15 protein-coding genes are annotated in these 14,001 nt (G+C 44.1%); 13 read left to right on the top strand and 2 right to left on the bottom strand.

Going from position 1 to position 14,001, the window contains the following annotated elements; translation table 11 throughout:
- From QFZ81_RS24950 to QFZ81_RS24900, 11 genes are all read left to right on the top strand, one after another.
- A complete protein-coding gene (locus tag QFZ81_RS24950) occupies positions 1–834 on the top strand; it encodes a PRD domain-containing protein (protein ID WP_307440524.1) in 834 nt (277 codons plus the stop codon).
- Positions 835–988: 154 nt separating this feature from the next.
- Complete coding sequence (locus QFZ81_RS24945) at positions 989–2,086, top strand: quinone-dependent dihydroorotate dehydrogenase (RefSeq protein ID WP_307440526.1); 1,098 nt, start codon at positions 989–991, stop codon at positions 2,084–2,086.
- 26 nt (positions 2,087–2,112) lie between these two features.
- The gene (gene yjbM, locus QFZ81_RS24940) at positions 2,113–2,910 is read left to right on the top strand and encodes a GTP diphosphokinase (RefSeq protein WP_307440529.1); all 798 of its coding nucleotides are present in this window, start codon (positions 2,113–2,115) and stop codon (positions 2,908–2,910) included.
- 3 nt (positions 2,911–2,913) lie between these two features.
- Positions 2,914–3,342 (top strand): DUF309 domain-containing protein, encoded by a 429-nt coding sequence (locus tag QFZ81_RS24935; protein ID WP_307440532.1) that lies wholly within the window; start codon positions 2,914–2,916, stop codon positions 3,340–3,342.
- Positions 3,335–4,330 carry an ABC transporter ATP-binding protein gene (locus tag QFZ81_RS24930; protein ID WP_307605256.1) on the top strand — a complete coding sequence of 332 codons (996 nt, stop codon included), beginning with the start codon at positions 3,335–3,337 and terminating at the stop codon, positions 4,328–4,330. The genes QFZ81_RS24935 and QFZ81_RS24930 overlap by 8 nt, the downstream gene beginning before the upstream one ends.
- 5 nt (positions 4,331–4,335) lie before the next feature.
- A complete protein-coding gene (locus QFZ81_RS24925; protein ID WP_307605255.1) occupies positions 4,336–5,151 on the top strand; it encodes an ABC transporter permease in 816 nt (271 codons plus the stop codon).
- Between the two features lie 18 nt (positions 5,152–5,169).
- Complete coding sequence (locus QFZ81_RS24920; protein WP_373463789.1) at positions 5,170–5,958, top strand: ABC transporter permease; 789 nt, start codon at positions 5,170–5,172, stop codon at positions 5,956–5,958.
- A 162-nt stretch (positions 5,959–6,120) separates the two neighbouring features.
- Positions 6,121–7,737: a spore germination protein gene (locus QFZ81_RS24915; protein WP_307605253.1), complete on the top strand. Its 1,617-nt coding sequence runs from the start codon at positions 6,121–6,123 to the stop codon at positions 7,735–7,737.
- 21 nt (positions 7,738–7,758) lie between these two features.
- The gene (locus QFZ81_RS24910; RefSeq protein WP_307605252.1) at positions 7,759–8,958 is read left to right on the top strand and encodes a Ger(x)C family spore germination protein; all 1,200 of its coding nucleotides are present in this window, start codon (positions 7,759–7,761) and stop codon (positions 8,956–8,958) included.
- Between the two features lie 7 nt (positions 8,959–8,965).
- Complete coding sequence (locus QFZ81_RS24905; RefSeq protein ID WP_307440544.1) at positions 8,966–9,199, top strand: hypothetical protein; 234 nt, start codon at positions 8,966–8,968, stop codon at positions 9,197–9,199.
- 11 nt (positions 9,200–9,210) lie between these two features.
- A complete protein-coding gene (locus tag QFZ81_RS24900) occupies positions 9,211–10,314 on the top strand; it encodes a GerAB/ArcD/ProY family transporter (RefSeq protein WP_307605251.1) in 1,104 nt (367 codons plus the stop codon).
- Between the two features lie 36 nt (positions 10,315–10,350).
- On the opposite strand, the gene QFZ81_RS24895 is transcribed toward QFZ81_RS24900, so the two are convergent.
- The gene (locus QFZ81_RS24895; RefSeq protein ID WP_171690027.1) at positions 10,351–10,860 is read right to left on the bottom strand and encodes a thioredoxin family protein; all 510 of its coding nucleotides are present in this window, start codon (positions 10,858–10,860) and stop codon (positions 10,351–10,353) included.
- 145 nt (positions 10,861–11,005) lie between these two features.
- Here QFZ81_RS24895 and QFZ81_RS24890 point away from each other — a divergent pair, with 145 nt between their 5' ends.
- Both QFZ81_RS24890 and QFZ81_RS24885 read left to right on the top strand, forming a co-directional pair.
- The gene (locus QFZ81_RS24890; RefSeq protein WP_307605250.1) at positions 11,006–12,544 is read left to right on the top strand and encodes an RsmB/NOP family class I SAM-dependent RNA methyltransferase; all 1,539 of its coding nucleotides are present in this window, start codon (positions 11,006–11,008) and stop codon (positions 12,542–12,544) included.
- A gap of 6 nt (positions 12,545–12,550) precedes the next feature.
- Positions 12,551–13,291: a pseudouridine synthase gene (locus tag QFZ81_RS24885; RefSeq protein ID WP_307440554.1), complete on the top strand. Its 741-nt coding sequence runs from the start codon at positions 12,551–12,553 to the stop codon at positions 13,289–13,291.
- A 71-nt stretch (positions 13,292–13,362) separates the two neighbouring features.
- On the opposite strand, the gene QFZ81_RS24880 is transcribed toward QFZ81_RS24885, so the two are convergent.
- Entirely contained in the window at positions 13,363–13,959 is a 597-nt protein-coding gene (locus QFZ81_RS24880) for a hypothetical protein (RefSeq protein WP_307440557.1), read from the bottom strand.
- Positions 13,960–14,001 lie beyond the last annotated feature (42 nt).

Below are 14,001 nucleotides of genomic sequence, written 5' to 3'. Positions count from 1 at the left end.
ATGATTGAACGGACGATCATTCATGTACTGTCACATAATGTGGTGATGGCACATTTGACATCAGGGAAAAATTCAATTGCTTTTGGTAAAGGAATTGGATTCAAAAAAACGCCTGGCATGCTCATTAGCGAAGGCGATATTACACAAGAATTTCTCCTGCATACATCTGAGGTACTTAAAAACTACGAACAAATATTGAATGCGGTTGATTTGAAAATTATCGGGATTACGGAGGAAGTCATCGCTTATGCGCAAAGCATGCTGGAAGGCGACTTCTCCGAAACGATTCACGCCTCGCTGGTCGATCATATTAACTTTGCTGTCGAACGACAAAAACGTGGTATTTTCATCACGAATCCATTCGCTTATGAAATTGGGTATATGTATCCTGAGGAATACAAAGTAGCCAAGAAGTCCGTAGATTTCCTCAATGATCATTTGGATGTGAAATTGCCGGAAGATGAAGTTGCCTTCTTGGCTATGCATTTCAATGGCGCTCGTAAAAAAGAGCAAGCTTCTGATTCCTTAGCGGTAGTTAGAGTAGTGTCGCAGACGATCGAATCTGCCAAAGAATTAGGCTTTAATTTCGATGATTCGTTCTCAACGCTGCGGTTCATTAGTCACTTGAAAGGTGTCATTGAACGGGTCAAACAAAAAAAGACACTCCAGAACTCACTGCTTGAAAAGATTAAAGAGGAGTATGGAGATACCTATGTGAAAGCGAAGGTATTATCTCTCATGCTGAGTGATTCTCTTCAATTAGAAGTGCCTGATGATGAAACGGGTTACTTGACGATGCATCTGGAACGACTGCTTCAACGAACAGAAGCCTAGGTTGTTAAATAGCTAATCTTGATTCCTTGCAACCTTCATGGAGCAGGGATTTTTTGTTTGAAATAGAGGCGAAATGCCTTTCAGTGGATTGCATATTTGCACGTTGTCAGCTAAACTGACTGTTAGAGTCATTAGAGAACGGAGTGCATAGGACATGCTGTATAAGAAGTTAGGAAAACCAATCTTGTTCCGAATGGATCCGGAGAAGGCACATCATCTTACGATTGACGGGCTAAGTGCTGTAGTGAGCTTCCCAGGTGGGAAACAACTACTTAAATCCATGTATGGAGTGCCCTCTTCACCACTCTTGGCCCAACAATTATGGGGACTACAATTCGCAAATCCAATAGGTCTGGCAGCTGGTTTAGATAAAAATGCGAAGGCTGTTAAGGGATTCTCGCAACTAGGCTTTGGTTTCATGGAAGTAGGCACAATTACACCAAAGCCACAACCGGGCAATGAGCTGCCGCGGCTATTTCGTCTTCCGGAAGACAAGGCGCTTATCAACCGAATGGGCTTTAATAATGTAGGAACAGACGTGATGGCAAAAAACTTGATGAAGACAGGTAAACGTGACATACCCGTAGCTATTAACATAGGTAAAAATAAGACGACACCGAACGAACAGGCCGAAGAGGATTATCGAGCTTGTATTCGGGAGTTATATACATATGGTGATTTCTTTGTTGTGAATATTAGCTCACCAAATACACCAGATTTGCGTAATTTACAGCATGGGAACGATTTGAAGCGATTGCTTGATGCAGTTACAACGGAAATGCAGCTTCAAGAGAAGAAGAATGGTCATTCGGGTAAACCTGTTTTGGTTAAAATTGCGCCGGATCTCACGGATGAAGAGCTTGAATTAACCGTGCATACGATTAAGGATAGCGGTATTTCTGGGATTATTGCCACGAACACAACGCTAAGTAGACAAGGGCTGGTACATCAGAATCGCGAGCAAGCAGGCGGACTTAGCGGAAAGCCTCTAACACAGCGAACAACGGAGGTCATTAGACGTGTCTATCAACTTACGGAAGGCAAGCTGCCGATCATTGGGTCCGGGGGGATATTTACTGCGCAGGATGCCTATGACAAAATACGGGCTGGAGCAAGCTTAGTTGAAGTGTATACGGGTTTTATTTATGAAGGACCCGGGATGCTTACAAGCTTGAATAAAGGTCTTCAAGATTTGCTGAAGAGAGATGGATATACACATATTTCCCAGGCAATCGGCGCAGATCAGCACTGACTTCATTCAGAATGGAGGATAAATGGATGGATGGACGAGATTGGAAGAAATTTCTCCTGCCTTACGAACAAGCGGTGGAGGAGCTAAAAGTAAAATTCAAGACACTGCGTGGCGAACTCAAGAGTAGAGAAGAGTATGCACCTATTGAGTTCGTAACGGGACGTGTCAAAAAGATATCAAGTGTACTGGAGAAAGCGAAACGCTTGAGCGTTCCGATGGATCAATTAGAGTCCGGTATCGAGGATATCGCTGGGATTCGGATTATGTGTCAGTTTGTAGAAGACATTGATCGTTTGGCCGAGCTGATTCGCAGCAGACAGGATATGAATGTAGTCTACGAAAAAGATTATATTGCCAATAAGAAACCGAGTGGCTATCGCAGCTTTCATATTATTATTGAATATCCCGTTCAAACCGCTTTAGGTATGAAACGAATATTAGCTGAGGTGCAAATTCGGACGCTCGCCATGAATTTCTGGGCGACGATCGAGCATTCTTTGAATTATAAATATAAAGAACAATTGCCATCTGAGGTTAGAGCACGCCTTAGTAAAGCAGCGGAGGCTGCTTATCTGTTGGATCAGGAAATGTCCAGCATTCGTGGTGAGATTGTTGCGTCTCAGAAGATGTTTGAGGATAACTCGAATTTGGTAAACATCGTACTCAATAACATTCAGGAGCTTTATTTCTATCATAGAGTTCGGGAAGCCGCTCAATTTCAGCTGAGATTTAACGAAATATGGGAGACGGAAGAAGGTTTGAGTGATCTGTCGTCCGATATTGAGGCTGCAATCGCCAGAGCGAAAAAAGGAGACAGTAACTGATCTATGAGTACCTACGATCGTTTATATGTGGCTTACTTGTACTATTTCAATGATCAGCGAGACTATTTCGAATGTCATGAAGTGATGGAGGAGCTTTGGCTGGAGGAAGGCCGAAGCCCCTTATACCAAGGTCTACTGCAGGTTGCAGTGGGCCTTTATCATCATGCCAATGGAAACGTAAGCGGTTCCATTAAGCTCTTTAGCGCAGGACTGGATAAGCTAGCGCCATATCCTGCACATACGCTCGGCATTGATTTGGAAAGATTGATCCGAGATAGCGAGACGTATTTAACTAAGCTGCAGCAAATCGAGAATGAGCCGTTTCCCCCCTATGATTTGGACATTCATATCCTAGATGATGAATTGAATGAACAAATTGCGAAATTAAAGCTAAATCCCCCTCAACATGAAGAGGAGGAAGGCCATGATTGAGGTTCGTCAGCTGAGCAAATATTATCAAGTACATGAGCGAGAGCCTGGATTCATGGCATCTTTGAAAAGCTTGTTTCACCGGAAGTTCCGTACAGTTAAAGCTGTGGACGATATTTCCTTTTCCATACCTGAAGGTGAAATTGTGGCTTTTCTTGGTCCCAATGGGGCTGGCAAGACGACTACGATGAAAGTATTAACTGGACTGCTGCATCCTTCAGGTGGTGAAGTGAAGGTGGGCGGTTTTGTTCCTTTTCAACAAAAAAAAGAATTTAAGAAGCAGATTTCGCTCGTCATGGGACAGAAAAGCCAGCTTATCTGGGACATTCCCGCAGCGGAAACGTTTCTGGTTAATAAAGTCATTTATGAGATACCAGATCGGGAATATGAAGAAACCTTAGGAGACTTGGTGCAGCTGCTCCAGTTGGAAGAAGTTATCCGCAAACCGGTTAGACAGCTTTCTCTGGGGGAGCGGATGAAGTGTGAGCTGGCAGCTGCGCTGCTGCATCGCCCGCGCATAGTATTTCTAGATGAGCCGACGATTGGCCTCGATGTGAATATGCAGGAAGTGATGCGCCGATTCATTCAGGATTACAGCCGTAAATATAAGGCGACCATTTTACTGACGAGTCACTATATGGCGGATGTTACGGCGTTATGTGAGAGAGTGCTGGTGATTGGAAAAGGCCGTCTCCTTTACGATGGTGCTATTTCCCAACTGGTTGATAAGTATGCGCCTAATAAGCGTATTCGACTTCAATTGGCTGAACGGGTCAAGGAGTCAGAGCTAATCGACGTATCCCAAGGGTTAGGGATGTTATTTCATTATGAGTTTCCAAATGTGGAATTGGACGTGCCGAGAGAGCAAGTTTCTGAACTTTCAGCCCGATTATTAACCCATTTGACGGTATTGGATTTGACCATTGAAGATCCTTCCATGGAATCGGTGATCGCACAAGCGTTTGAAGCGGGGACCGAAGGGGGAAGTTAAGGAGCATGAAGGCGTTAGCTTTATTTTGGCAAAAATATCGTAAGCTGCTTCGAGTTGAATGGGCGGTTATGTTTGCCTATCGGAGTGAATCACTCATATGGATGATAGGAGCATTCATTCAACCGCTGGTCAGTATGGCTGTTTGGCTCTCGATAAGTGATAACAATTCCATTGGTGGATATACCGCACATGATTATATGGTGTATTTCCTGGGCGTACTTCTTGTAGATCGATTGACGAGTACATGGGATGTGTGGGAGCTTGATGCCAGCATTCAGGACGGGTCGCTCTCCACCAAGATCGTACGCCCCTTCCATCCGGTTCACTGGAGTATTTCTCAAAATCTCGTATATAAGTTGTTTTTTGCTGTTTTGCTAATACCCGCATGGGCGGTAGCTGCTGCGTTTGTCCCTATGCTCAGGTTGACTATTTCCTTGGAAATAATTGTACTCTCGTTCTTCGCTATTGTGCTTTCCTCTGCAATCCGTTTTCTAATCGGTTTCGAGTTTGGTCTGATGGCTTTTTGGACGAATAGGGCGACTGCGATCTATAGTTTATATGAGGGTGTTCATTTGTTTCTTGCTGGTCGGTTAGCCCCGCTGAGTATGTTTCCTGCTTGGGTTGAAAAAATGGCAGCCTGGCTGCCTTTCTATGGAACCGTCGGCTTTCCAGTTGAGCTGCTGACAGGCAAGCTTACGCTTGGATCATCCGCGATAATTCACAACTTTGCGATCCAACTTATTTGGCTTATTGTCCTTCTTGTAACGTTTCGGTTGATGTGGAGGCAAGGCATGAAAAAGTATGGCGCTGTGGGCGGATGAGGAAGGTGCGGTGTGACAGTGATCAAATACATACGACTTTTTAGAGAGTTTATGCGGGCATGTTTAGTCGAAGAGTTCGAGTATAGAGCTAATTTTGCTGCAAATCTCCTATCCACGTTATTTTGGCTGTTCATGGCGATCTTAACAGTTCAAGTATACTTTTATCGTACACAGGAGATTGGCGGCTGGGGTTTCTATGAGGTGCTTGTCCTTCTAGGTATTTTTAACGCTGTACACGGTTTTATTGAATTTATCCTACAGCCGAATATGTCTCGTCTAGTCAGTCATATCCGTAAAGGGACATTGGATTTCATCCTGACGAAACCAGTTGACAGCCAATTTTACATTAGCTTTAGACATCTGGTTTTCTGGCGATTAGCCGATATCATTCTTGGTTTTGGCTTGACGGCTTACGCACTCTTGGAGCTGGACGCTGTTCCTAGTTTTGTGGAGCTTATTCGCTTTGTCATTGTTTTCCTTGCATCGTTGGTTGTGGTCTATTCGCTTTGGATGGGCATGATGATGTTCTCGTTCTGGGCTGTTAAAGTAGATAACTTGTCTTATTTATTTAGTTCGTTTTTTGAAACGGCACGGTTTCCAGTTTCGGTCTATAAAGGGTTATTACGGTTCTCCTTAACCTATATATTTCCGATTGCTTTCATAACGACATTCCCGGCTGCAGCGCTCATTGGTCGAATCAGTGGATGGCAAGTTGCTTGGAGTGTTGGGATTGCGATAGTTTGTTTCGGATTGACGAGGGTATTATGGAAGATTGCCTTACGCCATTATACCAGTGCGAGCAGTTGAGTTTCGGAGGCGAAAATAGAGAAGGGCTTCTCACCTTGCGGTGTGAGAAGTCCTTTTTTGTGTGGAGTGAGTTATCCCGCATTTCATACATAAATTTACGGGAAGTGGGAAAACTTTTCCATAAGACATAGTTATTCCTATGAATTTGGTGGTGGCGAGCTCATGAAATCTTGGACGAAAACGCTACATCAACTTTTTAACCGAGAGAAAACAAAGATCCCCCTTTCAAAGGATCGGGAGCCGAAGCTGAAGTTGGAGCAGTCCGTATTACCGCAAAGCCTTTTTCTTGATATTGGACTGAATCTCGCTCAAATCAAAACGACTTTTGGACATAGCTCCGATATAATAACTGGAGAGTTGTGCCTGGATGCCGAAACTAACAATAAGATTGGCTATGTATACTTAGAACAATTGGTTAATAAATCATTATTTCAAGATGTGACGAATGCTTTACTTGCAGGATCAGCCCAACTCATCGAAGCCATAAATACCGGTTTCTATCATTCACCGGATTTGATTAGGAACAACATTCATGCCTGTGGGGAAGTCAAAACGATCGAAGATTTTCAAGTGTTGTGCCAGAATATGTTATCTGGTGAGACTGTTATTCTAATCGATGGCTATGCACTTGCACTTTCTGTGAATACAGCTGGCGGAGATATGCGTTCTGTGGAAGAACCTTCAACGCAATCCGTAGTAAGAGGTCCTCGTGATGGATTCACGGAATCGATCGGCACGAATATATCCCTCATTCGCAAACGAATAAAGAGTCCCAATTTATGGTTAGAAACCATGGCGATTGGCAGAGTCACTCAAACCACAGTGTCAATTATGTACATAAATGGAATCGTAAATGACAAAATTGTTGAAGAGATACGTCTCCGGCTTGCACGAATTGATATTGATGGGATCTTGGAAAGTGGCAATATCGAGGAACTTATACAGGATGAAACCTTCACGCCGTTTCCAACACTGTACAATACAGAACGTCCCGATGTTATCGCGTCAGGATTGCTTGAGGGTCGCGTGGCCATCCTAGTAGATGGAACACCATTCGTACTTGAAGCACCAGCACTGTTCACCCAGTTTTTCCAATCTGCTGAAGATTATTACCAACGGGCTGAATTTGCCACACTTATCCGCATATTGCGATATATTTGCTTCTTTATCTCTTTGATGGCTCCTTCGTTCTATATCGCTATGACAACGTTTCATCAAGAGCTGGTGCCCAGCTCTCTGCTGTTTAACTTGGCAGCGCAGCGAGAAGGTATACCTTTTCCGGCTTTTGTTGAGGCGCTTCTTATGGAGGTTACTTTTGAAATCTTGCGAGAAGCCGGCGTCCGTCTCCCCAAGACAGTAGGGCAAGCTGTATCTATCGTAGGTGCCTTGGTTATTGGACAGGGTGCTGTTGATGCAGGGCTAGTTTCACCGGCTATGGTAATTGTCGTTGCCATTACGGCGATTTCCAACTTTGTAATCCCGGCTTTTAGCATGGGCATTCCAATCCGCATCATTCGGTTTATTCTGATGATTTTTGCCGCAACGTTTGGTTTATTCGGGATCACCGTTGGCTTAATTGCGATGGTCCAACATTTATGCAGCTTGCGTTCATTCGGGGTGCCGTATATGGCTCCTATGGCGCCTTTTGTCCTTGATGACCAGAAAGATACCATTCTTAGATTCCCTCAATGGGGGCTATTCTCTAGACCACGTTTCATCAGTCAAAAAAATAAAATTCGGGAAAATAATACCCCAACAACGAAACCAACACGGAAGTAAAAGGGAGGAGGGCTCTGCCTGATGAAAAGATTAGGTTGTATTCTTTGTACACTTATCTTACTTGGCGTCGTGCTCTCCGGGTGTTGGGATCGACATGAATTAAATGATCTGGCCATTACGGTTGGTGTAGGGTTCGATAAAAGTGGCAAAGAGTATTTAGTTACAACTCAAATTGTGAATCCGAACGAAGTTGCATCTAAAAAAGGGAGTGGCTATAGCACCCCAATTACAACCTTTTCAGCGGCGGGGGTTTCAACGTTAGAGGCAGCACGAAAGTTAACGACAGTGACCCCTAGAAAAATATTCGCTTCTCATTTACGTATTCTCGTGATTAGCGAAGAGCTTGCCCGTGAGGGTGTTTCCAAGGTATTGGATGGCATTTCCAGAGACCATGAAGTTCGATCCGATTTCTATATCATTGTTGCCAAAGGAACGACGGCTGCAAAGGTTCTTCAAATATTAACCCCAATAGAGAGAATACCAGCTAATAAAATGTTTAAGACATTAGAAACGTCAGAGAAAGCTTGGGCACCCACCGTTAGCATTCAACTTGATCGCTTTATAACCAACCTTGCTAAACCTACCAGAGACTCGGTACTTACCGGAATTCGAATAAATGGAGATTTAGAGAAAGGAAAATCCAAATCCGTTTTAGCAGAAACTACGCCTCGCACGTTTTTGGAATATTCAGGAATAGCTTTATTTAAGAAGGATAAGCTGGTCGATTGGCTAAACGATGATGAAAGCAAGGGATATAACTACATCATGGGTAATGTTAAAAGCACAATGGGACATATCACCTGTCCCAAAGGCGGAACAATATCCTTTGAAATTATCCGAGAAAAAATCAAAGTTAAAGCTCATGTTGTAAACGGCAAGCCCGAAATTAATATTAACGTACTTTTGGAGCAAAATGTAAGTGAAGTTCAGTGCCAGATTGACTTGTTGGATCCAAACACTGTCCCTGAATTAGAACAAATCGCCGCAACTAAACTAAAACAGATTATGACTTCCACAATTAAAAAGGCCAAACAGAACAAAGCTGATATTTTCGGCTTTGGAGATGCTATAGAAGATGTCTCCCCCAAGACTTGGTTGAAAGTGAAATCCGATTGGGAGAACGAATTCTCCGAGTTAAAAGTGAATATCGATACTGATATACACATTCGCCGTTTGGGAACAACGAATAATTCGATCATCGTGCGGCCAAAGGAGGAATGATCTCGAATTGCTGACAAATCTCTTGATTATTATTGGTGCTTCTATCATCGGTTTCTTGGAAGCCCCCGCTTTAAGGCGTAAAAAGCTATTCTTAGAAAGCTGGGTTTTCTTTGCTCTTCTGCTAGCTGGGACCCTTCTTAGTATCCTATCAAATCTTCGTGTAAATCTTCCAAACCCACTTGACTTGATTACCTTCGTCTATAAGCCTGTCAGTGATTTCGTTTTCGGTATCCTAAAGTAGAGGTGTGTCCAATGATCGAGCAGGGTAAGATTGGCGTCCATCAATTTACCATATTAACCATTCTTTTTACAATTGGCAGTTCCATTCTCATAGCTCCTTCGGGACTTGCTTTCGCGGCCAAGCAAGATGCATGGATTGCTGCAGTCTTGGGTCTCCTTGTCGGTTTACTGCTAATTATGCTGTATCAAGCTCTTGGAAGTCGCTTCCCCCAAAAAACATTGGTTGCCTATAGTGAGGAACTCATGGGGAAATGGCTCGGAAAAGCGGTGTCCTTCCTTTATTTTTGCTTTTTTTTCATTCTTGCGGCACTTGTTCTTCGCAATTTAGGTGATTTTATTACGACACAGGTATTGGTGGATACCCCACTGCAATTCACTCATATCTTCTTCTTAGGCGTTATCATTCTTGGCATTCGAAATGGCATCGAGACATTCACTCGGACTTCGGAAATTTTCCTGCCATGGGTATTAGTTTTCTTCTTCCTCATGTTTATTCTACTCCCCTCCCAAATGAAAATGAGCTATCTACAGCCCATCTTTGGGTATGGATTGAAGCCAATCGTTCGTGCATCCGTCTCAATTATTGGAACACCTTATTTGGAGCTTGTTGTCTTCTTAATGATTATTCCTTTGGTGAATCAAACTAAAAAACTGGGGAAGGCATTCCTTGTCGGGGTTTCTATTGGGGGAGGTTTGTTGGTTGTCATATCGCTCTTATCTATTCTCGTATTAGGAGATGATTTAACTGCCGTCCAAATGTATCCGAGCTATAGCTTAGCGAAAAGAATTAGTATTGGTTCCTTCCTGGAACGTTTAGAGGTATTCATGGCAGGGATCTGGTTTATCACCATCTACTTCAAGCTTACTTTGTGCTTCTATGCGGCCACTATGATTTTCGGTGAAGTATTTAATCTGAGGGATGTTCGGCAGCTTTATCTACCCTTGGGCATGATATTAGTCGTGCTTTCGGTCATTGCTTACCCTAACACGGCATATTTTATTCAGTTTGCAACCAAAATATGGGTCTTCTATTCGGGGACATTTGGGTTTCTCATCCCTTCGTTATTACTTGTTTTGGCTATTCTAAGAAAAAAACGCAAACCATTAGGTAAATAGAAAAGCAGCGGAATCTCCGCTGCTTTTATCGTAGGATTAACCTTTATACTTTTGGAAAAAGGCTTTGAATGTTTCAGGAGTATTACCACCGGTTGAACCGGATTCCGGAACACCGCCAACAATTCTTTCAACTTCTACACCATTTTTGTAGTAGACGAGAGTAGGTGTAGATTCGATTTTATATTTCTGCCAGCCATCCTTGAATTCCTCCAAGTTGAACTGTTTAACATCAATACCTAGCTCTTTTTGTATCGGAACAAGAACTGGGGTCGTTACTTTACAATGTGGACAGGTCGAAGCGTAATAATATTGGAAAAATGTTTCTTTGTTCTTCAATCTTTGATCCAAATCCTTCGGTAGAATGAGGTTCTGGTAATTCGGATCCGTTAATTGTTTCACTGTTTCCGGATTTAATTTGGATGCGGCAACGCCATAAGGATTGCCTGCATTAGCTTTGTCCGAAGATTTGGTAGACTGCTGATTAACGAAATATAAGCCTCCAAATAAAACAAGAACAATGCCTAGATAAATAAGCAACTTCTTCAATGTATGCACCTCTTTATAATGTTTACTCTCTACTATCTTCTATAAAAAGTATAGCATATCCTGTTGGTATTTTGAAAATAATTGGCTGTTTGGTGACAAGTCAGCTATAATACCGATATTAAAAGATGAAAGAGAAGATGTCCGGATGACGAAGCAGCTGCCTGCCCTATTTAGAGAAAAAATGATTGATTTATTGGGTGAAAATGAATTTGAGAAATTTCTGGAATCGTATGACCAACCGAGATCGTTTGGTTTAAGGGTGAACACGGTGAAGGTGGAAAAGGCGGATTTTTTGGCGAAGAGTCCGTTTACGCTAAGCGCAGTGCCTTGGGCTTCCGAGGGGTTTTATTATGAAGAAGGTGAACGTCCGGGGAAGCATCCATATTATCATGCTGGGCTTTACTATATTCAAGAGCCAAGTGCGATGGCGCCTGTAGAATTGTTGCAAGTACGCCCAGGAGAACGTGTACTTGATTTATGTGCCGCACCTGGTGGGAAATCAACGCAAATAGCCGCTAAGCTTCAAGGCGAAGGGGTTCTTGTTGTTAATGACATTCATTCCGATCGTGTGAAGGCACTAGTGAAAAACCTTGAGCTTCTGGGTGTTAGAAACGCTATTGTTTTGAATGAGAAGCCGGAGCGGATGTTGAAGGTCTTCCACGGCTATTTTGATAAAATACTAATTGATGCGCCTTGTTCGGGTGAAGGGATGTTCCGTAAAGAAGAAGAGATGATGCAGCAGTGGGAGCGTCATTCGGTGCAGGAATTTGCTAGTATGCAGAGAGAACTGCTTGGTCAGGCTGCCCAAATGTTAGCGCCCGGAGGCATGATTGTATATTCGACCTGTACGTTCTCACCGGAGGAGAATGAAGCGCAGATCGCGGAGTTTTTGGACAAGCATCCGGCGTTTGATGTGGTACCGGTAGAGGGTTTTGGTGCTGGAAGGCCGGATTGGCTGCGGGCGCCTTGGTGTGAGGAGGAGTTTTCTGACCATGCTCGTGAGGCTGTGGCGGGGACGGCAAGGCTTTGGCCGCATCGTTTGCGGGGCGAGGGGCATTTTGTTGCTGTGTTGCGGCGGGACGGGGCTACTGTTGAGGGAGATGCAGGGAGTGCAGGAAATGCAGGAGATGCACGAGATGCAGGGAGAGCTGTCGACGTTGTGTCTGCATCGGGGAAGCGCAGCGGCCGTGAGGCGCTGAGGAAGGGTCGCGCGGAGACGTCGACTCGCGCGGCTGTGAGCTTGGAGCCGCTGCTGGCGTTCTCGGGCGAGCTGCTGCGCAGCGAGCCCTTCGCCGCGGAGCGGCTCGTGTGTTACGGCGAGCACGCGTATGCGTCGCCGGCAGGTTTGCCCGAGCTGCACGGACTGAAAGTCGTGCGGCCGGGCTGGTACATCGGCTCGCTGCACCGCGGCCGATTCGAACCGTCCCATGCGCTAGCCATGGGACTGCGCATGCGCGAAGCCAAGCGAGCGCTGAGCTTGGCTTCGAGCGACGAGCGAGCCCTTCGGTACCTGAAGGGTGAGACGCTCGAAGTCGCGGAGAGCGAGATTATCCGCGACCCGGAAGTGACCAAGGCAGCAAAAGGCTACTGCCTGGTCTGCATTGAAGACCATCCCGTCGGCTGGGGCAAATGGCACGACGGGATGCTGAAGAACGAATACCCGCCCGGCTGGAGGTGGACCTAATCGGTCATGAAACAAACACAAAGGCTCGATAAAATACTCGCCCATGTGGGCATTGGCACACGCTCTGAACTCAAACGCCTCGCCAAAGAAGGCGCGATTTTCGTCAACGGTGCGAAAGTCAAAGACAGCGGAATGCAGGTGAACCCCGATACCGATATCATCACTGTAAACGGTGAACCGGTGTTATATCGTGAGTTCGTTTACCTCATGATGAATAAACCGCAGGGGGTCGTCTCTGCCACAGAAGACAATCGCGACCGCACGGTTGTGGATCTTTTGGATAAGGCATATACGCCATTCGAGGTTTTTCCTGTTGGACGTCTGGACAAGGATACAGAAGGCTTCCTTTTGCTAACGAATGATGGAAAATTGGCCCATAATCTTCTTTCTCCACGCAAACATGTACCCAAAACCTACTTCGCGAAAGTGGAGTGGGAGGTAAGCGAATCGGACCGCGAAGCATTCTCCGAAGGTGTTACTTTGGACGATGGTTATGAAACACTTCCGGGTATTTTGAGAATTTTGAAGACCGGCAAAGAGTCTGAAGATGAGCCCTCGGAAATCGAGCTAACGATCATGGAGGGCAAATTCCATCAAGTGAAACGGATGTTTCAAGCCGTAGGCAAAAAAGTCGTATACTTGAAACGAATTTCGATGGGGCCACTTGCGTTAGATCCAAGTTTAGAATTGGGTCAAGTGAGAGAGTTGAGTAAAGATGAACTTCTTGCTTTGCAGAATGCAACTTAATGTCAATTACGATAACACGCACATTCACGGTTTGAATGAAACGGATTGTGCGTGTTTTATTTTTAATCTTGCTAACGCTCTTCCCATTTCTTTAAGATGGATGCAATAATCTCCTTTTTTGTCTCCTCAGCAAGTCCGTTCCTTAGTTCTGTGATGAATTCAATAAAAAGCAACGACAGAAGCTCATTCAGGTCCATATCCAATGGAATCTCGTACTTACAATCCCAATCATCGAAAAATACGGCTATTCGGTTGACTTCTCTTGGATGGATATCTATGTTAAGGGTCAAATAATCTCTTGCACTGGTCATACTAGATATGTTAGACAAACTCCATTGAAACTTCTCAACTCTATTTATATCTCGCAGATTATTACCTATTACGTTGGTATTCGTGTTTAAAAAATGACTGTAGTTTTCTCTCAAATCCAGCACGTAATCGTACAAATCTTTATCTTGGCGTACGTGATCAAGAAAATTATCAAATAATAGTTTAACGAGAAACGTTATATTCATACCAAGCAGTTCTTCATTTGTTGTGTACTGGATATCTTCAATAAAAACTTCTGCCCGGTTAAAAAAATCGCGAGGTGCACGAACTTTAACGGTTTTATAAAATTCGGGTGTTTCCCTGTTAAAAAAACTAGTCCATGATTTTAAAGTTAGCATACAAGCGGTCCTCCTTTTCTTCTCTATTACTACTTATTCTAA

The sequence above is a fragment of the Paenibacillus sp. V4I9 genome, assembly GCF_030817295.1.
GTDB lineage: Bacteria > Bacillota > Bacilli > Paenibacillales > NBRC-103111 > Paenibacillus_E.
The sequence above is the reverse complement of the archived record's forward strand: the minus strand, read 5'-3'. Positions and strand labels throughout refer to the sequence as shown.